General features: G+C 37.4%; 25 protein-coding genes. 11 read left to right on the plus strand and 14 right to left on the minus strand.

Features of this window, described 5'->3' with window-relative positions; translation table 11 throughout:
* Positions 1 to 89: 89 nt before the first annotated feature.
* The 3 genes from ACN6MT_RS18620 to ACN6MT_RS18630 all read left to right on the plus strand — a co-directional run bounded on the left by ACN6MT_RS18620 (position 90) and on the right by ACN6MT_RS18630 (position 1,443).
* Positions 90 to 332 (plus strand): glutaredoxin family protein, encoded by a 243-nt coding sequence (locus ACN6MT_RS18620; protein WP_419887461.1) that lies wholly within the window; start codon positions 90 to 92, stop codon positions 330 to 332.
* A gap of 167 nt (positions 333 to 499) precedes the next feature.
* Complete coding sequence (locus ACN6MT_RS18625) at positions 500 to 757, plus strand: HPr family phosphocarrier protein (protein ID WP_034674628.1); 258 nt, start codon at positions 500 to 502, stop codon at positions 755 to 757.
* A gap of 215 nt (positions 758 to 972) precedes the next feature.
* Entirely contained in the window at positions 973 to 1,443 is a 471-nt protein-coding gene (locus ACN6MT_RS18630; protein WP_034674626.1) for a divergent PAP2 family protein, read from the plus strand.
* Between the two features lie 4 nt (positions 1,444 to 1,447).
* Here ACN6MT_RS18630 and ACN6MT_RS18635 read toward each other — a convergent pair whose 3' ends face one another.
* Positions 1,448 to 2,647, minus strand: a complete 1,200-nt coding sequence (locus tag ACN6MT_RS18635; RefSeq protein WP_419887462.1) for an MFS transporter — start codon at positions 2,645 to 2,647, stop codon at positions 1,448 to 1,450.
* Between the two features lie 310 nt (positions 2,648 to 2,957).
* Here ACN6MT_RS18635 and ACN6MT_RS18640 point away from each other — a divergent pair, with 310 nt between their 5' ends.
* Positions 2,958 to 3,686: a cell wall hydrolase gene (locus ACN6MT_RS18640; RefSeq protein WP_419887463.1), complete on the plus strand. Its 729-nt coding sequence runs from the start codon at positions 2,958 to 2,960 to the stop codon at positions 3,684 to 3,686.
* 37 nt (positions 3,687 to 3,723) lie between these two features.
* Here the strand turns inward: ACN6MT_RS18640 and ACN6MT_RS18645 are convergent, their stop codons facing one another.
* Complete coding sequence (locus tag ACN6MT_RS18645; protein WP_268875112.1) at positions 3,724 to 3,858, minus strand: hypothetical protein; 135 nt, start codon at positions 3,856 to 3,858, stop codon at positions 3,724 to 3,726.
* A gap of 128 nt (positions 3,859 to 3,986) precedes the next feature.
* A complete protein-coding gene (locus ACN6MT_RS18650) occupies positions 3,987 to 4,502 on the minus strand; it encodes an NUDIX domain-containing protein (RefSeq protein ID WP_419887464.1) in 516 nt (171 codons plus the stop codon).
* A gap of 256 nt (positions 4,503 to 4,758) precedes the next feature.
* Between ACN6MT_RS18650 and ACN6MT_RS18655 the strand changes: the two genes are divergently transcribed.
* Complete coding sequence (locus ACN6MT_RS18655) at positions 4,759 to 5,595, plus strand: RMD1 family protein (protein WP_419887465.1); 837 nt, start codon at positions 4,759 to 4,761, stop codon at positions 5,593 to 5,595.
* A 63-nt stretch (positions 5,596 to 5,658) separates the two neighbouring features.
* Here ACN6MT_RS18655 and ACN6MT_RS18660 read toward each other — a convergent pair whose 3' ends face one another.
* The 3 genes from ACN6MT_RS18660 to sda all read right to left on the minus strand — a co-directional run bounded on the left by ACN6MT_RS18660 (position 5,659) and on the right by sda (position 7,019).
* Complete coding sequence (locus ACN6MT_RS18660; RefSeq protein ID WP_419887466.1) at positions 5,659 to 6,081, minus strand: DUF1801 domain-containing protein; 423 nt, start codon at positions 6,079 to 6,081, stop codon at positions 5,659 to 5,661.
* A 22-nt stretch (positions 6,082 to 6,103) separates the two neighbouring features.
* Positions 6,104 to 6,601, minus strand: a complete 498-nt coding sequence (locus ACN6MT_RS18665) for a GNAT family N-acetyltransferase (RefSeq protein ID WP_419887467.1) — start codon at positions 6,599 to 6,601, stop codon at positions 6,104 to 6,106.
* 265 nt (positions 6,602 to 6,866) lie between these two features.
* On the minus strand, positions 6,867 to 7,019 hold the full coding sequence (gene sda / locus ACN6MT_RS18670) for a sporulation histidine kinase inhibitor Sda (RefSeq protein ID WP_419887468.1): 153 nt from the start codon (positions 7,017 to 7,019) through the stop codon (positions 6,867 to 6,869).
* 146 nt (positions 7,020 to 7,165) lie between these two features.
* On the opposite strand from sda, the gene ACN6MT_RS18675 reads away from it, so the two are divergent.
* Positions 7,166 to 7,867: a Na-translocating system protein MpsC family protein gene (locus tag ACN6MT_RS18675; RefSeq protein WP_419887469.1), complete on the plus strand. Its 702-nt coding sequence runs from the start codon at positions 7,166 to 7,168 to the stop codon at positions 7,865 to 7,867.
* Positions 7,868 to 7,916: 49 nt separating this feature from the next.
* Here the strand turns inward: ACN6MT_RS18675 and ACN6MT_RS18680 are convergent, their stop codons facing one another.
* From ACN6MT_RS18680 to ACN6MT_RS18690, 3 genes are all read right to left on the minus strand, one after another.
* Positions 7,917 to 8,771 carry a hypothetical protein gene (locus ACN6MT_RS18680; RefSeq protein ID WP_419887470.1) on the minus strand — a complete coding sequence of 285 codons (855 nt, stop codon included), beginning with the start codon at positions 8,769 to 8,771 and terminating at the stop codon, positions 7,917 to 7,919.
* 338 nt (positions 8,772 to 9,109) lie between these two features.
* Complete coding sequence (locus ACN6MT_RS18685; RefSeq protein WP_419887471.1) at positions 9,110 to 9,922, minus strand: VOC family protein; 813 nt, start codon at positions 9,920 to 9,922, stop codon at positions 9,110 to 9,112.
* A 74-nt stretch (positions 9,923 to 9,996) separates the two neighbouring features.
* A complete protein-coding gene (locus ACN6MT_RS18690) occupies positions 9,997 to 10,737 on the minus strand; it encodes a TerC family protein (protein WP_419887472.1) in 741 nt (246 codons plus the stop codon).
* Between the two features lie 265 nt (positions 10,738 to 11,002).
* Here ACN6MT_RS18690 and ACN6MT_RS18695 point away from each other — a divergent pair, with 265 nt between their 5' ends.
* Complete coding sequence (locus tag ACN6MT_RS18695; protein WP_419887473.1) at positions 11,003 to 11,515, plus strand: CBO0543 family protein; 513 nt, start codon at positions 11,003 to 11,005, stop codon at positions 11,513 to 11,515.
* A gap of 139 nt (positions 11,516 to 11,654) precedes the next feature.
* Here the strand turns inward: ACN6MT_RS18695 and ACN6MT_RS18700 are convergent, their stop codons facing one another.
* Positions 11,655 to 12,371, minus strand: a complete 717-nt coding sequence (locus tag ACN6MT_RS18700; protein WP_419887474.1) for a YjjG family noncanonical pyrimidine nucleotidase — start codon at positions 12,369 to 12,371, stop codon at positions 11,655 to 11,657.
* Between the two features lie 309 nt (positions 12,372 to 12,680).
* On the opposite strand from ACN6MT_RS18700, the gene ACN6MT_RS18705 reads away from it, so the two are divergent.
* Complete coding sequence (locus tag ACN6MT_RS18705) at positions 12,681 to 13,748, plus strand: sulfite oxidase (protein WP_419887475.1); 1,068 nt, start codon at positions 12,681 to 12,683, stop codon at positions 13,746 to 13,748.
* A 107-nt stretch (positions 13,749 to 13,855) separates the two neighbouring features.
* Entirely contained in the window at positions 13,856 to 14,335 is a 480-nt protein-coding gene (locus ACN6MT_RS18710; protein WP_419887476.1) for a hypothetical protein, read from the plus strand.
* Between the two features lie 28 nt (positions 14,336 to 14,363).
* On the opposite strand, the gene ACN6MT_RS18715 is transcribed toward ACN6MT_RS18710, so the two are convergent.
* Entirely contained in the window at positions 14,364 to 14,834 is a 471-nt protein-coding gene (locus ACN6MT_RS18715; protein ID WP_419887477.1) for a hypothetical protein, read from the minus strand.
* A gap of 375 nt (positions 14,835 to 15,209) precedes the next feature.
* On the opposite strand from ACN6MT_RS18715, the gene ACN6MT_RS18720 reads away from it, so the two are divergent.
* Together ACN6MT_RS18720 and ACN6MT_RS18725 are read left to right on the plus strand one after the other, a co-directional pair.
* Complete coding sequence (locus ACN6MT_RS18720; RefSeq protein ID WP_419887478.1) at positions 15,210 to 16,220, plus strand: 2-oxoacid:acceptor oxidoreductase family protein; 1,011 nt, start codon at positions 15,210 to 15,212, stop codon at positions 16,218 to 16,220.
* An 18-nt stretch (positions 16,221 to 16,238) separates the two neighbouring features.
* Complete coding sequence (locus ACN6MT_RS18725) at positions 16,239 to 18,551, plus strand: thiamine pyrophosphate-dependent enzyme (RefSeq protein WP_419887479.1); 2,313 nt, start codon at positions 16,239 to 16,241, stop codon at positions 18,549 to 18,551.
* 256 nt (positions 18,552 to 18,807) lie between these two features.
* Here the strand turns inward: ACN6MT_RS18725 and ACN6MT_RS18730 are convergent, their stop codons facing one another.
* From ACN6MT_RS18730 to ACN6MT_RS18740, 3 genes are read right to left on the minus strand one after another with little or no spacing between them, the layout of a single operon-like run.
* A complete protein-coding gene (locus ACN6MT_RS18730; RefSeq protein WP_419887480.1) occupies positions 18,808 to 19,440 on the minus strand; it encodes a pyridoxamine 5'-phosphate oxidase family protein in 633 nt (210 codons plus the stop codon).
* A gap of 53 nt (positions 19,441 to 19,493) precedes the next feature.
* Positions 19,494 to 20,747: an MFS transporter gene (locus ACN6MT_RS18735; protein WP_419887481.1), complete on the minus strand. Its 1,254-nt coding sequence runs from the start codon at positions 20,745 to 20,747 to the stop codon at positions 19,494 to 19,496.
* A 27-nt stretch (positions 20,748 to 20,774) separates the two neighbouring features.
* On the minus strand, positions 20,775 to 21,638 hold the full coding sequence (locus tag ACN6MT_RS18740; protein WP_419887482.1) for a PhzF family phenazine biosynthesis protein: 864 nt from the start codon (positions 21,636 to 21,638) through the stop codon (positions 20,775 to 20,777).
* Positions 21,639 to 21,651 lie beyond the last annotated feature (13 nt).

Genomic DNA, 21,651 nt, shown 5'->3' on the forward strand with positions numbered 1-21,651 from the left:
ATTGTTTGTAAAATGTATTTAATGAAAGAATCAAGTGATGGGACTTTTCTTACTAATTGTATTAAAATGAGCTGAAGGAGGAATGTACTATGCGTAAAGTAGTTATCTATACACAAGAAAGCTGTGGTCCATGTACAGCTGAAAAGTTATGGTTAAAAGATAACGGAATAGAGTTTGAAGAAAGAAACATCAGAGAAAATTCTAAATATCTTGATGAAATTGTTGAATTGGGTGCGTCTGCCACACCAGCGACAGTAGTCGAGGATGAAAATGGTTCAGAGGTTGTTTTTGGTTTTAACCAAGAGAGGTTAACTGAACTTCTAGGAATATGAGTCGTATCGGTCACTTCAAATCAGAAGTGGCCTTTTTTTCTTTTCATTTGGGCCACTCCTGTTAAATGTTCTTACATACTTAAATAATAAATAAATCATAATTGAATTTTATCTTTCATACATAAAAGAGTGTGATTTATCTTAAATATTCAGGAGGGGTTCCTCAAATGGTACTAAAGACCATTCAACTTAAACGAAAAGCTGGTTTAGACAGTCGGGCAATCAACCAATTGGTTCAGGTGACATCTCAATTCGAGTCAGATATCTACTTAACGTATAATGGGCATAAAGTTAATTGTAAATCGATTATGGGTGTTTTATCATTAGCCATTCCAAACAATGCAGAAATTTGTTTAGAAGCCTCAGGTTCGGATGATCAGGAAGCACTTAAGCAATTAATACAAACCATAGAAACATTAGCTTAAACCAGGTATCACACGAAGAAGTGAGAGTGTTCAAATAGCCACTCTTACTTCTTTATTTTTATTAAAAGGCTCTTTTCTAATACATGAAGCACGTGCTGAATGCCCATCAGGTGATTTTATAATCCTATTTCCATATTCTTCATGTTTCTTCCGGTTTACAATGGGCTATATATGATAATATAAGTACACAGACTATCTTCCAGGAGGGGTTTTTTATGTTTTTATCCTGTCCGATATTAGCCGCTTTTTTGGGCATGTTTATTGCACAGTTCGTCAAAATACCGATTCATTTTTTAGCTTCAAAGGAATTGAATTGGAAATTGATGTTTAGCACGGGCGGTATGCCTAGTTCGCATACTGCGATGATTGTTTCGTTAACTACAGCAATTGGATTAATGACCGGGTTACAATCAAATGCGTTTGCTATTTGCGTGGTAGTATCTGTGATCGTTATGCATGATGCGATGGGTGTTCGAAGGCATGCAGGGTACCACGCGGTAATACTAAATACGCTTTTAGCCGATTTTAACATTCTGATAGAAACTCTAAAAGACCCCAATTTAAAGAAACGGGAGTCTAGAGAAAAATTAAAAGAATTATTAGGTCATCAGCCTACAGAAGTATTTTTTGGAGCGGTAACAGGAATTATTGTTGGCGGTCTCACATTTTATTTTTATCCTTTTTAACAGTTCATGAAACATTAGTTTTAAGTTTTCGATTTGGGTCATTTGAATGCCAATAAGTCATACCGGTGGCTGCTAGAAGTAAGATTCCTGTCACAACAAACACCGTTTGTACAGGGAAAATACCGCCAAGAATTCCTCCTATAATAGGCCCAATCATTCCGCCAATTTGATTAGAAGTTTGGTGTAATCCAAATGCTCTCCCTCGGAAATCGCTTTCGGTGGACCTTACGACTAGTCCATTTAGTGCTGGGAATACGGCGCAGAAAAAAATACCGAATATAAATCGAGTAATCGAGAATCCCCAAATATTACTAAAAACAATTTGGGCGATGGTTCCGATTCCTCCACCCATTAGTCCGATAAATAAAACCCTTTGAAAACCAACTTTGTCCGCCCATTTCCCCCACATCGGGGCAAAAATCACACTTGCGATACCAGGCAGAGAAAAGACGATACCAGCAAGTAACGACGCATGCTGGGAAGAACCGCCAAGTTCCACTATATATAATGGAAGTACCGGCTCAATCGTCATAATAGAAGCAGATGTAAGACTGGTTAATCCAAGGACCATCATCAATGAACGATTTGAGAGTGCCAATTTAAAATCATTCCTAATCGACCCCTTTTCTTTACTCGGGATGAAATTTTCCTCTATAACAAAAAATATGACGAGTAATGTTGAGATCAACGAGAAGATCCCAGCACTTCCAAATGCCACACGATTACCGACTAACGATGCAATCCCCCCTCCTAAAAGCGGTCCAACAATACCACCTGACGCCGAAGCAGAGGAAATCATCGATAGAGCGTATCCAACTTTATTACTCGGTGTATTGGTGCCGACTAAGGCGATTGCGCCAGGAATGAAACCACTTAACAATCCCTGCATAATGCGTAGGCCTAATAACTGATAAGGATTTGTAACAAAAGCTGTTAATGTATAGACAGCAAAAAGTGCAAAGCCTGCTCTTATTAACAACGGCTTTCTTCCATATTTATCTGCAACCCTCCCCCAAAATGGTGAAGCAATCGCACCTGCAAAAAATGCAGCACTAAATAATAAACCAGCCCACACTTCCGTGTGATCATGTACACCTATTTGAAGTAGAAAAATAGGCAAAAATGGGATCACCATGGAAAAACTAGCTGATACGAAGAAAACTCCTATCCAGAGTACCCATAAATTACGTTTCCAAATAAGCACGTAAATCCATCTCCAATAATATTGATAACTTTAATGCTGTTATAGTAGCATAATTGGCATTTATTTTCATTTCCGAAATATTAGATTATAGAAATATTTTTAACCTACTACCTTTTTCATGCAAAATATTCCTCTATACCGTAAAAATGGTTTGATTATGACAGAATCATGGGCATAATGTCATATTTACATCTTTGCTGTAATGTTGTTCATCAAACCATAAAGAAATGTAACGTTATCGTTCTGTATAACGTGTGTATATCCATGTTAGTGTTATATATATCATACAAGACATCAGGAGGTAGCACACATGAAAAACACTTATTTTAAAAAAGTTGCGGTAGCTTGTGTAGCTACATTTGCATTTATCGGTTTACACAATTCAACAGTTGAAGCGATTACGCAATATCAATTTGTAAATGTAGACAGCATGGCTGAAATTGGACAAGCTTATGGTCCTATTATGTATGAAATGAAACAAGAAAATAAACAATCTAATGACGAAAAAGAATTCGTTCTTAATAAACCTGATTTAATGGAAGATCAAACTGCCAAAACGGAGGCTGCAGCACCAGCTATTTCTGAGCCTCAAGCAGCTGAACCCGAAACTGTCACTCCAGAACCAGCGGTAGAAGAACCTGCTGCAGCACCAGCGACACCTTCTGTTTCGATTTCAGCTGAAGAAAAAGACTTATTTGCGAGATTAGTAGAAGCAGAAGCAAAAGGAGAATCATACGAAGGAAAAGTAGCAGTTGCGACGGTTGTCTTAAACCGCGTCGATTCAACTGAATTTCCTAACACGGTGACAGAAGTTATTAATGAGGTTGTCGGTGACGCATATGCCTTTTCACCGGTACAAAATGGCGAGATCAATAAACCTGCCTCAGATGAAGCTATCCAGGCAGTGGAAGAGGCTTTAACACGACAAGATCGTTTAAACGATTGTATATATTTTTATAATCCAGACATTGCAACCGACTCTTGGATTAGGACTCGTGAAACAGTAAAGACAATAGGAAATCATGTATTTGCAAAATAAAGTGAAGAGCCGTTTAAATCGGCTCTTTTTTTCTTTTTTATTCGTCTTTTTCGTAAGCAATCACTACAACTTCTTTATTGGCTTGTTCGCTTAATTTCGCTTCTAGTGATTTGATTTCACTAACCAAGTTTGATGACAGGTCAGCAGCAACATAATCCTTTTCATTTTCCATACGTATCTCTCCTTTTATTTTTAGTATTCAACATTAAGGAGAAAGTATTACATGCCTTTTTTTCATCTGTAATGAATAAAACTAACTTTTTGATCATTAGACTCTAATTCTTCTAAACGCTTTAAAACTTAAATAAAGCTTTTGCATCCTTTTCTGACAACAAGTTTATAGCGATTTTCATTGATATTTTCCTTCTCGCTAGTCAGTATCGTACTCTCCCAACCAACAATCCTTTCCCCGTTCAAGTAATTTTTAATTAAGTTTCTAATCGGATAAGGCTCCAAATTACTTTCATCAAATTCGCTTTCACTGCACCAGAAAAATTCAAGGTGAGATTCAGTTGAAACTAGATTTGCATGAGGGTTCAAATCTAAACTTGTCACTTCAAAAACTTGATTAATTTCAAAATGTAAATTTCCTTGACGCTCCCAACTATGTTCAACCAATCCTAAAAAGGAACCTACCTGTGATTCAATACCTAATTCTTCCTTAATTTCTCTGATTAATGCCTCTTTGGCACTTTCACCGATTTCAACGTGACCACCTGGCAGAAAGGTATTTGGGTAACCTTTGGCTTTTGCAAGAAGTACTTTATTGTTCTGGATAAAAATTCCTCTTGCTAAATGATGGAATTTTTTTTGCATAATCTTCCACTCCTAAAGCTAACATAAAATTTTGTTTACACTAATCCGATTTGTACGGTAATGTTCTTCCGGTTTCCAGGAGATTTCTCTATTTGTTGTCTATTACGGGCAATCCCTACTCAGGACTTTTCAGGCTAATTTACTAGTACTTCCTATTTAATTCTTTACACTTTTCACTAATCCTTCATTATTTTACCTAAACGGTTCATATACTAATATGGATAAACAGCAAAAATACCTGAAATGAGTGGTGGATATGAGAGATTTAACTTTTAAAGCATTTGCGATAACCAATGAAATTGACCTGAACAAAATCGCCGTTCATTGTGGAATACCAAAGAAATTTACCTGGGAGGAGCCATTAATTCTCAAGGGTGAAATATTAAAATCAATCCTCTATAAAAATGTGGATGAATCACAAATGGTTCTAGTATTTTCCTTCGGCAGTATTGTCTTCATTAATCACTCAACTCCGAACGAGGTTACCGCTTTATTGAACTACCTCCACTCCTTTGAGCCAGACATTGATGTGAAAACTGCAGACCGATACAGTGATGATTACAGCCTGCATATAAAAGAAAACGAAAGTATTGAGTTAACTGACGAATATGTGGTCGTTCCTGAATATGAAAGCTACTATCCTGAGTTAATTTCTACCGTTTTGGCAAAGTCCGTTGCATTAGAAAAGACTGAGGAACAGCTGGGGCAAATTAATGATAAATTAGAAACGATGATTGACAGGCTAGAAAAAGGCAAATTAAGAATCGGAAATAAAGAACTGGCAAGAACAACAGCAAAAATCGTTCGTCACGAATACAACACCCTCGCTTATATAATGATTTTAGATAAGCCTGATATCACGTGGACAAGCAGTACAGCTGGCGAATTTTACGATAGAATGCTTGAGTTTTTCGAATTAAATGATCGCTATAAAATCTTGAAAAGTAAAACTGAAATACTCTATAACATTATGAATGGCTTTTCGACCATCAGTCACTCGATTCGTGGACTATTTGTTGAATGGATCATTGTGATCCTGATCCTTTTTGAAATCGTTTTATCCTTATTAGGAATAGCAGGATTGCTTCCATAACAAAATAAAAACAGAGTCCCTTATTCACAATCATTTTGATTAAGAATAAAGGACTCGCTAGTATTACTTTGCTGGATACTTTTCTTTCAAAAAAGAGACGGATTCATTAATTAATGCTTTCAAAACCTCTACATCAATATCTGCTACTTTATTTATGTACACACAAGCTTTCCCTGTAGTGTGCTTTCCAAATTTCTTTAATAATTCTTCTCTTTTTGTTTCACCTGGTGCAAAATACAAGCTGATTTTTGCTTTTCTCGGAGAAAAGCCAACGAGAGGAGCGTCCCCTTCGTGACCAGATTCATATTTGTAATGGTAGGATCCAAAACCAATTATACTCGGTCCCCACATTTTCGCTTGATAACCAGTGGTCTCTGTAAAGATATCTAATAATTTGTATCCGTCCTCACGTTTTTTAGGGCTGTTGACCTGTTCGATAAACTCCATTACACTATTGTCCGTTTCCTTCGTTTTCAATTCATACATCCATATCCCTCCCTTAACTTTTTCATTTATGCTCTAGCAGTTTCTTATTCATGTTATACCACATGACTCCACCATGTTCTGATTTCGAAACCCCTCTATTTTGGTATCCTAAGTTTTCGTAAAATGGTATTAAGTCTTCTTTACAGGTAAGTGTTATAGTCTCCCGATTTTTTAATCGTGCTTCTTTTTCAAGATGTGATAGTAACGCTGTTGCGACACCTCGGGTTTGAAAATGCGGCGTGACCGCTACTCCTAAAACCGTCTGATGCCCCCCTGAAGGTGGATTTGGCTTAATGTTCTCGAATAAATCATCTGTAATAAATTCCTTTTCAATCACCGGACCATTGACTAAACCAATTATAACACCGCACTCTTCCGCCACAAAAAAACTATCTGGAATTAATTGAATACGCTGTTTAAATGCCTCTTCCGTAGCTGCTTCTTCTATTGGAAAGCAAATGTGTTCAATGATTACAAGGTCACGTAAATCATTCATCGTCACGTTACGTATGGTTAACAATACAAACACTCCATTTTTTCTATATTCTTATTATATAAAATTATACAAAACTATTGAATGGGATATAAGGGGAAATAACTACTTCTTCAAAATAACGATAAGAAAAAGCTAGGCTATTGACCTAGCTTTCCAAAAAGTATAAGTAGTCTGATTATTTCATAGGCACTATTTGTACGAAAGAGTGAAGAGCAAGAAGCCATTCGCCGCTGTTCTTATTACATAACCATTACAAGTGAAGAAGGTTCATAGTACCCTTAATAAAAAGCTATGGTTTAACCATTCTTTCTACCATATCTACTTGGATTCCTCTTCGATCAATTTCTTCTTCTAACAATTTAATAAAGTCTTCGTCTAACTCTAGCTTTACTGCATTAAAATATGTGTCTACTAAAACTTTGTTGCTCAAGCTTGAAAACATATCCTACTCCTCAAAGCGAATGGCTTTCTGTCCCTTCACCTACTTTCATTATATTTTTATTCAGAGTAACAAACCATGCTAATTATTTCCAATAAAAAAGGGTATGATAGGGTTAAAGACCTAGTTAGGAAAGGGAGTTCGTGAAAATGGAGTCACCAATTTATAAACAAACGGCCGAGTTAAGCAGCTATATTAGTAAGACTCTACGTGATTCTTTTGGTAAAGGCCCAGAATCCGTACATGTTTCCTTAGGTAAAACCTTTATAATCGTTTATATTCGAAATTTTCTTACACCAACTGAAAAGGTACTTTTAAATCAAAAACAAGACGAAAGTGTTCAACAAACCAGGGATTTAGTGATGGATACGCTAATACCAGAAATAAAAGCCTATATAAAGATTGTGACCGGTATGGAAATAAGAGAATTCTATTATGACTGGGGTCTTCATAATAGATCCGCGATGTTTACAGGAATATGCAGTGATTCAACCGGTATCGATGTTCCGATTAATGAAGAATTTACAGGGAAAGCAGAACTTATCGATGAAATTAATAAATTAAGCTCAGAATCTGAAAAGAAGCCGGAAGAGATTTATGCATGCCAAATAAATCACAGGTCCATCATGGTCATTCGAAATGGGATTTTGGTGAGAATAGAAAAACAATTAATTAGACAAGGCATGCAGGAACATCTAAAGTTAGCCAAGCGAACACTCGAAAAAGGACTGCTTCATAACAATAATCATTTTGAAGGAATTTTGAACCATAAAATCATTGATATTTTTGTTGATTGGGATTTTGATCTAGATAAAAGTGTTATTGTCTTCGTCATAAATCCAACAAAATAATTAAAAGACAGAAAAAAATCAGAGGCAATATGCACTCTGATTCCTAGCATTACATTTTTACTGTATTTATGAAGGTATCCTTGAGTTGGCTTTCGTGAAGAAGTCGGTCAAACTTCGTATTATCAATTCTATGTTTCGCCAGATTGAGTGAGTTATAAATAACGGTTTCTAATTGATATCTTGCTTCTAAGACTGCAATGGTTCCATCGATTCCTTCCGCATCATGCATTTTGCCGTAGCCTTGGTTATTATAGTAATTCATAAAACCAGCAGACCATTCTTTTGGTCGTTCTTGAACAGCTTTTTTAAATGAACGTGACAAATCTTGTTGCTCTACATAAAGTAAAACGGGTTTTAAAGGCTCGATAATATCAGCCAATTGCTTTACATAATTTAGGACCACTTCCTGTGAGGCACCGTATTTGATCATTCCGATGGTTACAGGATTTTGGATGAAGCAGCATTCAAAAATATACGTGTGATTTCCTGCTAACGCATGCACAACAAACCTTTTCCATTTATCCGTTATCAATTCTATGTTCTTCTCTAACGGCAGGTCATAGATGTCGTGATTCCATATGTCGTCCCAAAAAGAATCAGGAACCTGTGTTTCATCCAAGTCTTGTTTCAGCTTATATTGCGGCAATACAAACCCATCACACCGTTCGAAAGCATGTTTTAATAAAATGGGTTTTACTTCACTATACTGTTCTATAAGCTGGGCAAATTCAGTTTTTGTGAAATAAGAGCCTCCCTCATAATCTGCTGGATGTTCAACATTGCCCTCAAGAAACAACTTTGTATCGATATTCCATTCTTTTAAAATATCATTTGTCATAGCAGCTGTTGTCGACTTCCCCGAACCAGGCAAACCCTCTACTAAAATTAATTTTGTGTTAACCATGTTATCGTCTCCTCGGGTTATATTCTCATATAAAAAATCGCAGATTTCTCTGCGACTTGTGAATTTAGATTTATATGCATGTTAAACAGAACGAAACAACCTACTCCATGTTTGGACTAGGCAAAAAAGTCCACTAACAAGAAGTCAGCCAAATTCGGATATCTGTAAAATGACATAGTAATCCCTTTCACTCATCAGCAGAGAGCGTAAATGGTTCGTATTCAAAACGGCCATTCATGGGATTAGTTCAACATGTCTACAGATAACCTCCTTATAATAACTATCAATAGTATAAAGTCCACTGGAATTTCATGTCAATATTTTTTTGAAAAATCTGGCTATTGATAGCGCCAATAACCATTCAAGATTTCAAAAAAACAGCTTTGGTTCGTTTGTGTAAGGTTTATGAGAAAAGGTGTTTCTCCTCTTTCATGTAAGACCTTTTCTGCTGGTCCATCTCCAATTGGTGTGCAGAACAATAGGTTGGTTCCGGGTAATTCTAATCGTTGGCAGCGAGCATGTAAGACGTCATCTCTGAACTCTTCACTCGGGGATATATCTAAAAACCTTCCCCAAGTTTTTATCGTTTCTTTTAAATCCCTTACAACAAAACCGACAGATTCAAAATTTGAATTTTCGCCACTATGTCTGCCTAACATTCCTTGTTCCTGAAACGCAGATAATCTTTCCTTATCACTTTTTTTCCATTGGATGAAAAAAGGAAGTGATAGCTGATTAGGTTGATCCTCGATAAATAGAAGTGACCAACTGATCACGTCACCAGCCGCAGTAACACGTTGACCCGGAAGCGGACCAAATACGGTAAATCCGTCTTGTTTTAGCTTGGTCGCTAAGTCGTTAATCCGGTCAGTTCGAATTGCGATTTTAGCAGGACCTTCTCGGTTCTCTTTTTCGAGCTGTTGAACAATTTGGGTAATTAATTTATTTTCTTCATGTTGTTCAGCAATTTCTAATCGCTCAATTCCCAAAAATTCTATATAGCTTAAACCAAAATAACTGAGTGTATTGTAGGTTCCCCAAGATTCATGACGACCGCCCTCAATAACGTGGATACCATGTTCTGAAAGAGGTTGAATCGTATTTTCAGGTTTATGTTGGAACCACACTAAATGATCAAATGAAAACTTCATAACTTCTCCCCTTTCCAAAATACATAAAAAAATGGCTTGATATGGTTCCAAGCCATTTTCTATGATGAGATTCCTTATGTTGATTGCTGTGTTTTCTTACCCGATAGGAACCATCCGCCTATAGCGATAAGAAGCATAACAGACCAAAAGATGGTATTCCAAATAGGTCCTTCTACAAAATCATGTGAAATAATGTGTAATGCTGGGTGTGCAAGAGTATGCATTAATAGCTTAACCCCGACCCAGCCAACCAGTAACATCGCTGCTGTTTCAAGAGCAGGACGTTGTGTCAGGACTTTAACAAAGAATCCTGCTGCAAAACGAATCACGATTAATCCAGCGATTGCACCAATTAAGATAACGATAAATTGTGCACCATCCATTCCACCGATTTCACCCATTGGTGTACCTGGTAATGCAATAACAAGAGCAACTGCGGCTAAAATCGAATCTACAGCAAAAGCGATATCCGCTAAGGCGATTTGAGCTACAGTAGCCCGGTAGCTTTTTCCTGCTTTGTCTTTACCGCCATGGTCCTTTTTAAGTAAGTGTTTTAAGGCGATGAAAATTAAATACGCTGCCCCGATTGCTTGGATCCACCAAACATGAAACAAAAACGAAATAATAAAGATAGCTCCAATCCGAAAGATGAAAGCTAGCATCAACCCGATATTTATTGCCTTTTTTTGCTGTTCTGCAGGCAAATGCTTTGCCATAATAGCTAACACCAAAGCATTATCCGCGGATAACAAGCCCTCTAACAAAATCAAAATCAATAAAACCCAGCCATACTCTAATAACAAAGATAGTTCCATTTTATCCCCCTAGGCATGATTACATCATAAGAATAGTATAATTATGTTTATACCCGTTTAACACTATTTTACACTAGTCAATTAATAATTATTTCCAGTTTTAATTTAAAGTTACCTTCGGAAAAGAGTTTTAACTCTGGTTAAAGTAAAAGTTACTAAAAAAAGAGTTGCTGCTGCAACTCTTTAGTGAATGAATTATTAAGTACAATTATATTATCATTTATTTATGGAAACAATAACCATAAAACAGCAAAGAGGTTAAATCATGTACTTGTTTATAGTCATCGGTGTTTATATTATTGTCGCAAAGAAATTTGTAGACTGGAAAAGGTGGAAGGAATTTTATCCGACCATTCAATTCTATATCATTTGTAATTTACTTTATAATTTTGTCTTTTATCAACACACTCTATGGAAATATAAAGCCGTCACAGTATCTTGGCTAAATCATACACTAATCGATTTAGCATTTTCTTTCTTTATTATTCCGGTTGTATTAATGGTTTATCTACAGTTTTTTCCCCAGGGGAAAAAGAAGTTTATTTATTTAGGTGTTTGGGTTGGATATTTCACATTCATTGAGTTCCTTTTTGAAAAAAAGGGATTATTTATCTATGAAAATGATTGGGATTTATGGTGGTCCACATTATTTAATTTAATTACATTTTTTATCATTCGAGTGCATTATAAGAATCACTTAGTTGCCTTATTAATTTCTCTTCCTATAATCTTGATACTCCTGTTGTTCTTCCATCCAACATTACAGGAATTAAAATAGCAGGTGATACCATGGATTCTTTATCTACTCCAATATTTTTCACGCTTCTATTTGGCACCTATATCTCAATGGCTCTTTATTTAATTAGTTTGAACAAAAAGAAAAAGTAATACCTAATTTAGCATGGATGAAATAATCTTCAGATTAACATGTACCTATCCTTTCTTTCCGCACTTAATAGTTGCTTCAATTCTTCAAGCTTATGGATTTGATAAGTTGGACAAATATCAGAATCGTTCTGTTTCATTTTGGGATTAAACCAGCAAGTATCCATTCCAGCCGTGTCCCCGCCCAAAATATCTGCACTTAAAGAATCACCGATTATTAATGCATGTTTCACTTCAAATTGAGGAATTCTTTCAAAAACATAATCGAAAAATTCCTTCATTGGCTTTTGGAACCCTGTATCCTCGGAAACGAAGATATCTTTAAATAGTGGATATAAACCTGAAGCACGTAATCGTTTTTGCTGCGTTTGAGATACACCGTTCGTGACAATATATAGGTCAAACTGGGAATGGAGTTCTGAAATAAGTTCAAATGCACCAGTAATGAATTCATGTCCTTGTTCCAAGAATGATCGATACTTTTTTTCGAGTGAGCTTCCATCTACCTCTTTACCGAATTCCTTAAAAAGAAGAGAAAAGCGAGTGTTGACAACCTCATCACGGTGAATTTCCCCTGCTTCAAACCTCTTCCAGAGTCCCTGATTGATATTTTTATATTGATCTTCTATTGCGGAGGTCAGAGGAATTTCCTGTTCCTTAAAGAGGAGTTGTAACGCTAATTTTTCTGCTGCACCAAAGTCTAATAAAGTATCATCTACATCAAAAAATAAAGTTTTATATTTTTTCAACGGTACCACTCCATCCTGTGTTTATCTTTTTGCCTGGACACCTTTTATGCTATTAGACGTTTAGTCGACTTAGGCATAAAAATATCCCTTTGATAAAATAATCAAAAGGGAAAATCTGCTAAAAACGTTAATTTAGTTTACTAGCCATTTCCATCCAACCTGTTATGTATTCTATGATATCAGATAGGTTGCATTTTGTCCCAACTGATCACGGTCTAGGAATGACTGCATCAATGTCTAATTGTGTTATGTTGCCTAATTTAACGAGATAAAACATACATTATGAATGACTGCATTATTAAGGAGGTAATGATGAAGCCAAAACATCCTGCTGTAAAACCTTATTTAATAACACGTAAATTGGACCCTGAGAATCAGGAAACACCGATTCACTTTATTGAGAATGATACAACCCAAACACCTTTATTTTATCGGCGAAACCACTTTTCTTATCCAAAGCTTACCTATTCAAACTACTTCCTTCCAATAAACGGTTTAGTATCTACCCCCTTATTGCTTTCCATGCAAAATATCCAACAGTTGCCCTCGAAAACAGTTGAAATGGTTCTTGAATGTTCCGGAAATAAGCGCAGCCTATTTAAACCTAAAGTATTTGGAGAACAATGGGAAAAGGGTGCGATAAGCCAAGGTGTTTGGACGGGTGTTCCATTAGGTGCTCTGCTCGGATTTTCAGGTATTTCGCAAGGTGCAAAAGAAGTCGTTGTGGAAGGATATGACCTAGGAAAAAGAACAGACTCCGATGAGCGTTTCTCCTATTCTAGGAGTTTACCATTAGAAATGGCCTTACATCCTGATACGATAATCGCGTATGAATATAATAAAAAACCATTATCATTTAAACATGGATTTCCTTTCAGATTAATCGTTCCACAATGGTATGGTATGGCCTCTGTTAAATGGATTAAGCAAATAAGTGTCATCGGTTCTCATTTTACCGGCCCTTTCCAAAGGATAGACTATATGTATTATCCAAATCAAGAAAATGACGATGGTGCTCAGCCGGTCACAACCATGAATGTAAATTCAACAATCCTAAAACCATTAGATATGGCTATATTAAACACTGGTAAACATGAAATAAAGGGGATCGCTTGGACTGGTAATGGCTCCATAACCAAGGTAGAAATCAGTATGGATAATGGAGATAATTGGACCAATGCAAATATAATAAATCAGAAATCGAGCTACAAATGGGTTTCTTGGTCTCATGAATGGAAGGCAACAGAAAATGGAATCTATACCATCAAGTCAAAAGCAACAGATTCTCATGGTCAAACACAGCCCAGCAAACCTTATTGGAATAGAAAGGGTTATGGATATAATGCAATTGATCAAATTAGGGTAAGGGTTGAATAATAGTAAAGAGCAGGATATGAATTTCCTGCTCTTCCTTTCAGTCATCACCTTCTGGATAATTGTGGTAAAATAATATTAGATAATAATGCCTTAACTTAGGTGAAACGATGAAAAAAGTAAATAAAAAAATGGCTCTTTTTTTTACTACATACTTTTTGCTAATGGTCTCTATGATTCTAGCTGTTACATTAGTTGATTTTAAGCCTAGTAAATCATCTGTAGAAATGCCTGAGACTACATTCAAACAAGAGTTAGAGAAACACGAGAAAAAGATAGCGGCTAAGCAGGAGGAGAAAAAGAAAAATCGTTGGACTATATCGAGAGAGACCGTGATGATCGCAGTATCAATTGGGGCAATACTCGATATTATTATTGCTTATATCTGGGTTAGAAGAGAAAATAGAAAGTATGACGGTAAAGAAAGCCCGAACAAAAAACGATGGCGTAATTCGAAGATATTCTGGAATATTGTCGCGATGGGCGTGATTCAACCGAAGGGAAAAAGATTTGTAATTAATTGGTTTAATATGATCGGAGTTAGTATTCTAATACATTTGTTTTTCTATTTTTTTCTGATAAAAAATTGAGAAGAGTTTGAATGTATTCCAAACTCTTCTATCTATCTCTCAATAGATCATCAACAGTCATTTTCATTGAATATATCACTGTTTTTTTATAATGCGCAGCTAAAAGAAGGACTCTTATTTGTTGCGAGCGGGATAATTGTTTAAAACGAGGCTCTTGTTTTAAAAAGGAACGAACAATGGACCAGCTAGATGGCAATAATGGAAAATCATCCAGCGGTTGTTTTCTGCGAAACCGTTGGAACAAGGATAACATTCCGGAAGGTGTACTTTTATCAACGATACATGGTGCATAAATATTTTTCGTATGTTTTCTGAGGGATTCATAACGATCTTGACCGCTAATGATTGTATAGCTGTTATCCTTCTGATTTTTCCTGACAACCAAAACAAACATACAATCCCACATCAATCGCTGGAGTCTTTTAATATGTTCTGTTACCTTCAATGATACGTCAGGTTTAATTTTATTCAGGGGTATATATTGAATGGTAAATTTCACAAACATCCCCTCCCTGTTCGTATTATTCTTACCTTAGCTCTGTAATCACAACAGGCTTGGATAAATATTAAATTTTTCATGACTAATACACTTTAGCATTATATGTATGAACTAGGCACAAGTGACCTACAAACAACTCTCCATTTCTTTTTAAAACTAACTCTCTCCCTTTGTTATATAACATATTTTCATCTGTTATATATCACAATTACATTTCACCTTAATGATAAAACCAACTCCATACGGGTTTCTACATCTGTTTTCAAAAATCTGTTGTATTTGTTTTGCTGTCCTGTTACAATGAAATTAATTTAATTTATAGAATATTTATAATATTCTATACCAAACTCCGTTACATAGATGGGAGGAATACTTTTGTCAAAATTACCAAAAACAAATGAATTAGGTTTTTTTGAAATTCGCCTTGAGTCAATCGGCGGATTAGGAGCAAATCTGGCAGGTAAAATGCTTTCCGAGGATGGAGTTGTTGGAAACGGACTGAATGGAGTCGGTTTTTCATCATACGGTTCAGAGAAAAAAGGTTCCCCTGTAAAAGCCCATATTCGGTTTTGTGAGCCAGAAACAAACATACGAGACACCACACCTATAGAACGTCCTCATGTTGTAGGCATTTTCCATGATGCCCTGTTTAAAACCATCGACTGCACAAGCGGGATCTACCCTGACAGCACAATCCTAGTAAACTCACAAAAATCCCCTGACGAACTGAAAAATCTCATGAAAATTGCTGGCGGTACCATTGCCATCATTGACGCCACTGGTATCGCGTTAGAAGAACAAACAAAAGCCAACACGGCTATGCTGGGAGCGCTTTATCGTATTTTGGACTTTTTAAACCCAGAGTCAATGAGACAAACGATAAGACGAACCTTTGAAAAGAAATATCCACACCTCGTTGAGCCAAATATTCGTACATTCGACCGTGGATTTAATGAGGTTGAATTTAAAACGTATCTACCTGAAGACGGTGTCAAACCTAAACCTTTTACAAGACCAGAACCTGTTCTTGGTTATGAAACTCAAGCAATTGGCGGAATGATCATGAATCCAGGTAACAGCATGTTAAAAGATTTAAGTATTTCACGTGCCGGTATGCTCCCTCATTTTCATGAGGAAAAGTGTATCAATTGCGCGGCCTGTGATACAGCCTGCCCAGATTTTTGCTTTGTATGGGAAGAAAAAGCAGATAAAAAGGGTCGTCCGCAAATGTTCCTGAAAGGGATTGACTACCAATATTGCAAAGGCTGCTTAAAATGTGTAACCGCCTGTCCGGTGGAAGCGCTATCAGGAGAACGAGAATATAATGACGGCTATGCGGATAAAAACCGTGTACCCCATCTATTTGATTTAGTTACTCAAAACTAAGGAAAGGTCGGGATTTTTATGTCCATTGAAATAAACCAAGAAAATCTCAAAACCGAACTGGGGACGGTTGAGCAAAGTTTTGTATTTGAATCTGGAAACGAAATGGCGGCGTATGCAGCCCACCAAATTAATTATCATGTAATGGGGTACTTCCCTATTTCCCCATCAACAGAGGTTGCGCAGTTCCTTGATGGAATGAAATCTAGAGGTGAACACGATATTGTTTTGATTCCAGCGGACGGCGAACATGGTTCCGCGGGAATATGCTACGGTGCTTCAACAGGTGGCGGGCGTGTATTTAATGCGACAAGCGCAAACGGATTTCTTTATATGCTTGAACAGCTGCCAGTTCAATCTGGAACCCGTTTTCCAATGGTATTAAATTTAGTCAATCGCTCTGTCTCTGGTCCATTAAATATTCATGGTGACCATTCCGATCTGTATTTTGGATTGAATACGGGATGGCCAATCTTGATGGCCCGCGATCCACAAATTGTTTATGATATGAACATTATTGCGATTAAACTAGCAGAAGATCCGGAAGTCCGTCTGCCTGTTATCGTTTCATTCGACGGGTATTTCACCTCTCACCAAAAACGCCGTGTACAGGTGATTAAAAATAGAAGTGACGTCCAAAAATTCATTGGGGAACCTCCGAGGAACTTCCCTCATGCCTTAGATCGTGAAAATCCTGTTACCATCGGCCCATATATGAATGAACCTGATTATATTAATAACTGCTATCAACAATCAGAAGCGATGTACAATGCCGAAGCTGTGTTTGAAAGAATTTCTAAGGAATACGCAGAATTAACCGGACGTGAATATCCGATCCTTGACTTATATCGTATGGACGATGCGGAAGTGGCCGTGTTTATGTTGAATTCCGCTGCAGAGGTTTGTAAGGACGTTGTTGATCGACTCCGTTCACAAGGAATCAAGGCGGGTGTGATATCTCCAAATATGATACGTCCCTTCCCGCAAAAACAAATAGCGGAAGCATTGAAAAACGTTAAAGCAGTAACCGTTGGTGACCGTGCAGACTCATATGGAGCACATGGTGGAAACATGGCGCTTGAAGTAAGAGCGGCGTTGCAAACCGTTGGAAATGCTCATACAAAGGTAATCAACCGAATTTACGGTTTAGGCGGAAAAGATTTTTATGCAGATGACGCCGAACACTTTTTCCAGTTAGCTATTGAAGCTGCTGATAAAGGTTTTGCAGAGAAGCCGTTTGACTACTTTGGGCATAATCCAGGGAAACCAGAGTTTGCTCCGAAACGTGTGTTAAATCCGATGAAAAAAGAAGACTTAAATACGGGTCTAATTACGGTTACGCCTGATGAAAAAACGGGTGAATTGAAAGTGAAAATTCCGCCTATGCGGAGTTTAACGAAAAAGCCAAAGAGACTGGCATCCGGTCACGGGGCTTGCCCGGGCTGCGGCATTTTCTCTGGTTTAGAGTTGTTTTTTAAAGGAATCGAAGGTGATATCGTTGCCTTATTCCACACTGGATGTGCGATGGTTGTAACCACTGGTTTCCCTTATAGCTCTCATAAAGCAACGTATATTCATAACCTTTTCCAAAATGGCTCTGCTACCCTTTCCGGTCTTGTGGAAATGTTCCATGAAAGAAAGAGACGCGGTGAATTGGCGGAACTGGGCCTGAGTGATGACTTTACTTTCGTTATGGTTACAGGTGACGGTGGTATGGATATTGGCATGGGTCCTGCAATTGGAACAGCATTACGGAACCATAAAATGATCATCCTTGAGTATGATAATGAAGGTTACATGAATACAGGCAGTCAGCTGTCCTACTCTACTCCTATGGGACATATGACGAGTACATCCAATATTGGCGGCTTCCAAAATGGGAAGCCATTCCATCACAAGGATACTGCTCAAATTATGGCAGCTACTCATATCCCTTATGTATTTACCGGTACCGAAGCTTTTGATCGCGACCTGTTAAAGAAAGCAGCCAAAGCTCAGTGGTATGCCAATAATGAAGGCTTGGTTTATGGCAAAATCTTAATTACCTGCCCATTAAACTGGAAGTCAAAGGATGAACTGGGTCAAACGATTGTTGAGGCTGCTGTGAACTCCTGTTTCTTCCCTCTTTATGAAGTTGAGCATGGGATTACAACAGTCACCTACAATCCGGAGGAGAAAAATAAAAGATTGGCTGTATCCGAATGGCTGAAGTTGATGGGTAAAACGAAACATTTGCTGAACGAAAACAGTAAAGACATGTTGGAGATGTTTGATAAGGAAGTTGACCGTCGTTGGAATATGTTAAAAGCGAAGCATGAAAGTCCGTATCTATAAAATAAGATCCCAAGTGAATTCATTTCACTTGGGATTTTTAATCCGTGGCTAATTCTTACCTAAACTGCACCTGTATCTTATTATGGGCACAATAGTGAGTTTATTGTTACCCAAAATCGATTTATAATTGGAAACGGGCACAATTAGCCTATTATTATGCCGTAAATCCCATTTCTTAGATTTAGGGGCACAATAAATAGTCTATTATTCTAGCCATTGATCCTATTTTTATGGATTAGCCAACTGAAGTCCCATCTCAATATAATCTTTTCGAATAACCTTCTTTAAGTCTTTCCTCTATGGATTCGGTACTGCTACCTGGAAGTCTAGCGTGATCAAATATGATTTTTGCCGCGGAGGGCAACGTTTCTTTGGCAGCCCAAGAACTAGGTTCCCATAAACTAGAGCGTTTAAAGGCTTTCGCACAATGGATATAACATTCCTCTACCTCTACTCCAATACATAATAGAGGGGTTCGACCTCTTACGGACATCTGTTCAAGAAGGTCAACGTCTTTTACCAAATACGCATTTCCATTCACTCTTAATGTTTCCCCTAAACCCGGAATCATAAATAAAAGACCTACGTTAGGGTTTGCCAGGATATTTCGCATGGTATCGATTCTTTTGTTACCCGGTCGCTCTGGAATAATCAAATAGTTTTCATTTAAGACTTTAACAAATCCAGGCATATCCCCTCTAGGTGAAACATCTCCTTTACCCGCTGAATCAGAGCTAGCAATCACCAAAAATGGAGATTTGGATATGTATTCTTCACAATGTTGATCTAAATATGTAATTATCTTTCTCTCAACTAATTCACTTGGGAAACCGATTAATTTGCGCAATTCCTCTTCTGTTTGGACGAAATCCTTAAATGGTTTATTCATAATAATTATCCTCTCTTCTTACAGAAAAGAGGCAACCCAAATGGTCACCTCATTTACATGACTTCATTCCGCTTCTTCAAATAGCGATATAAAATAATACTGAAAACAGAACATAACAGTCCGCAGACACCAATAAATATAAATCCTGCCTGAAATCCTCTCATTAACCCCATTTCCGCTCCAAGAAGGCCAGTGAACCATCTTTTAAAGAATTCAATCAGCGCTCCTAAGAATAAATTGCTGATAACAACCACAATCCCCATAATCGTTACGGTAACGGTAATCGCAGCGTCAATTCCATTCGGATATCTTTTTGCGATTAATGCCATTACGGTTGGATAAACGGGTGCAATCCCAAACCCAGCTGCCGCATATAACCAAACACCTGAAGGTCCGAATAAAGTAGCCAAAATGGTCGTAATTCCAGCAAGGCCGGAAAAAACAATAATAGAAATCATAAATCCGATTTTATCGGTAATAAATCCTAGAAGTAACCTTCCGACCATAAAACAGAGGAAAAAGATTGACAACATACCGGAAGCCGCCGCTCCACTCCATTGAAAAGATCTCACTAGAAAGTTAACGAGCCAGCCTGCAATCGAAAGCTCGACGATTACTCCAAACGATAGAATGATAATGATGAACCATGCTACCCGATCTTGTAAGAACGTCTTCATCGGCAGTCGTTCGTGTGTAGTTGTTTGATCAACTGGAAGAGTACTAAAAAATGCTGGGATCATAGGGATGATGCATAAGGAGAGCATGACAAAATACATTCCCTTCCAGCCTAGCTCTTGACCTCCGATAAACGTCATACCCATCAAGCCTGCTGCCATTAAGGGTGCCGCCGTTGAACTAAGTCCATAAAAGAAATGAGATAGGTTCATCATAAAGCCAGTATTTTTTGTGAAAATTCTTGCAGCTAAAATGGCCAACGCGATTTCTAACATTCCGTTCCCTAAGTACATAATGAAATAGGAGACGGAAAAGATAGCAAAGTTACTAGAAAAATAAATAAAAACACCTGAAACTGCCATGACACCAAAAGCGATCAGACTCGTAAGCTTAATCCCTGCTTTAGATGAAAAAGCACCAGTAAAGCTGCACGCGATTAAAAACCCAATAGAATTAATCGCTAATAGAAAACCAACCTGCAGCTCATCAATCCTATAATCGATTTGCATCTGAGGAATCGCTGGGCCCTTAATATTCTCGGATAACCCGAAAACGAGGTATCCGAGAAAAATAACAAAAAATGAAAGTGGTATGTATTTTTTTACCGGTTGTGTTTGTGGCAATGTTTGCATCTTATATACCCCCTTCACGCTAAATTTTTAATACCACTTACCTTCTGATACGACAATGATTTGCCCGCCGACTTGGATGTGATAGTGAATATCTGTCTTCTTGGCATGTATTTTTAGCAGCGATGGTCTACCAATAAAAGCACCTTGTTCGACACGGTAGTTTATTTCATTGGAATTAAAAAAGTTATGTTCTAATAAATATCCTGCTAAATTTCCATTAGCACTACCTGTTGCTGGGTCTTCTAGATATCCCGGTATAGGCATAAATAATCTTACATTTATATCGTTTTCTGGGCTTGCGGTTTCAGTTGTAAAGACAAGTAAATTAACATCTCCCAGATCCTTCAATAGGTCTGCATAGGCTCGATGGCCAATTTTACAACGGCTTAGGGCATCCAATGATTTCAAATGGACAATAACACTTGGTAATCCTGTTGATACCACTTGAATCGGAAAATCAGTATTGATATCATCTCGATTGATTTCTAATGCAGCTGAAATTCTATCAATCTCAACATTAGCACCAAATTCAGGTTGATTTTGAGTCATCCATGCGTATTTATCTTCAAATATAACGGGTATTTGCCCAACAGGCAGGTTTAGTTTAACTTCACTTCCTTCTGAACGATCAATTAGATAGTTGATAACATAAGCAGTGCCTAGGGTCGGATGTCCAGCAAAAGGTAATTCAGAATCAGGGGAGAAAATCTTAACATCATAGCCCCCATTATCCTGCAAGCCAGACATAATGAAAGTCGTTTCCGAAAAGTTCATTTCTCGAGCTATTTTTTGCATCTCCGTTGTATCTATTTTCCTTTCTGGTATAAAGACAGCTAATTGATTTCCCTCATACTTGTTCTCAGCAAATACATCTACAATAAAAAACTTCATTTTAATTTCCTCC

The sequence above is a fragment of the Neobacillus niacini genome, assembly GCF_048572935.1.
Classification (GTDB): Bacteria; Bacillota; Bacilli; order Bacillales; family Cytobacillaceae; genus Neobacillus; species Neobacillus niacini.

What these genes read in the sequence shown, in the direction of transcription:
- ACN6MT_RS18620 (WP_419887461.1), top strand. Translation starts at nt 90, where the DNA reads ATGCGTAAAGTAGTTATCTATACACAAGAAAGCTGTGGTCCATGTACA.
- ACN6MT_RS18625 (WP_034674628.1), top strand. Translation starts at nt 500, where the DNA reads ATGGTACTAAAGACCATTCAACTTAAACGAAAAGCTGGTTTAGACAGT.
- ACN6MT_RS18630 (WP_034674626.1), top strand. Translation starts at nt 973, where the DNA reads ATGTTTTTATCCTGTCCGATATTAGCCGCTTTTTTGGGCATGTTTATT.
- ACN6MT_RS18640 (WP_419887463.1), top strand. Translation starts at nt 2,958, where the DNA reads ATGAAAAACACTTATTTTAAAAAAGTTGCGGTAGCTTGTGTAGCTACA.
- ACN6MT_RS18645 (WP_268875112.1), bottom strand. Translation starts at nt 3,858, where the DNA reads ATGGAAAATGAAAAGGATTATGTTGCTGCTGACCTGTCATCAAACTTG.
- ACN6MT_RS18650 (WP_419887464.1), bottom strand. Translation starts at nt 4,502, where the DNA reads ATGCAAAAAAAATTCCATCATTTAGCAAGAGGAATTTTTATCCAGAAC.
- ACN6MT_RS18655 (WP_419887465.1), top strand. Translation starts at nt 4,759, where the DNA reads ATGAGAGATTTAACTTTTAAAGCATTTGCGATAACCAATGAAATTGAC.
- ACN6MT_RS18660 (WP_419887466.1), bottom strand. Translation starts at nt 6,081, where the DNA reads ATGTATGAATTGAAAACGAAGGAAACGGACAATAGTGTAATGGAGTTT.
- sda (WP_419887468.1), bottom strand. Translation starts at nt 7,019, where the DNA reads ATGTTTTCAAGCTTGAGCAACAAAGTTTTAGTAGACACATATTTTAAT.
- ACN6MT_RS18675 (WP_419887469.1), top strand. Translation starts at nt 7,166, where the DNA reads ATGGAGTCACCAATTTATAAACAAACGGCCGAGTTAAGCAGCTATATT.
- ACN6MT_RS18680 (WP_419887470.1), bottom strand. Translation starts at nt 8,771, where the DNA reads ATGGTTAACACAAAATTAATTTTAGTAGAGGGTTTGCCTGGTTCGGGG.
- ACN6MT_RS18685 (WP_419887471.1), bottom strand. Translation starts at nt 9,922, where the DNA reads ATGAAGTTTTCATTTGATCATTTAGTGTGGTTCCAACATAAACCTGAA.
- ACN6MT_RS18690 (WP_419887472.1), bottom strand. Translation starts at nt 10,737, where the DNA reads ATGGAACTATCTTTGTTATTAGAGTATGGCTGGGTTTTATTGATTTTG.
- ACN6MT_RS18695 (WP_419887473.1), top strand. Translation starts at nt 11,003, where the DNA reads ATGTACTTGTTTATAGTCATCGGTGTTTATATTATTGTCGCAAAGAAA.
- ACN6MT_RS18705 (WP_419887475.1), top strand. Translation starts at nt 12,681, where the DNA reads ATGATGAAGCCAAAACATCCTGCTGTAAAACCTTATTTAATAACACGT.
- ACN6MT_RS18710 (WP_419887476.1), top strand. Translation starts at nt 13,856, where the DNA reads ATGAAAAAAGTAAATAAAAAAATGGCTCTTTTTTTTACTACATACTTT.
- ACN6MT_RS18725 (WP_419887479.1), top strand. Translation starts at nt 16,239, where the DNA reads ATGTCCATTGAAATAAACCAAGAAAATCTCAAAACCGAACTGGGGACG.
- ACN6MT_RS18730 (WP_419887480.1), bottom strand. Translation starts at nt 19,440, where the DNA reads ATGAATAAACCATTTAAGGATTTCGTCCAAACAGAAGAGGAATTGCGC.
- ACN6MT_RS18735 (WP_419887481.1), bottom strand. Translation starts at nt 20,747, where the DNA reads ATGCAAACATTGCCACAAACACAACCGGTAAAAAAATACATACCACTT.
- ACN6MT_RS18740 (WP_419887482.1), bottom strand. Translation starts at nt 21,638, where the DNA reads ATGAAGTTTTTTATTGTAGATGTATTTGCTGAGAACAAGTATGAGGGA.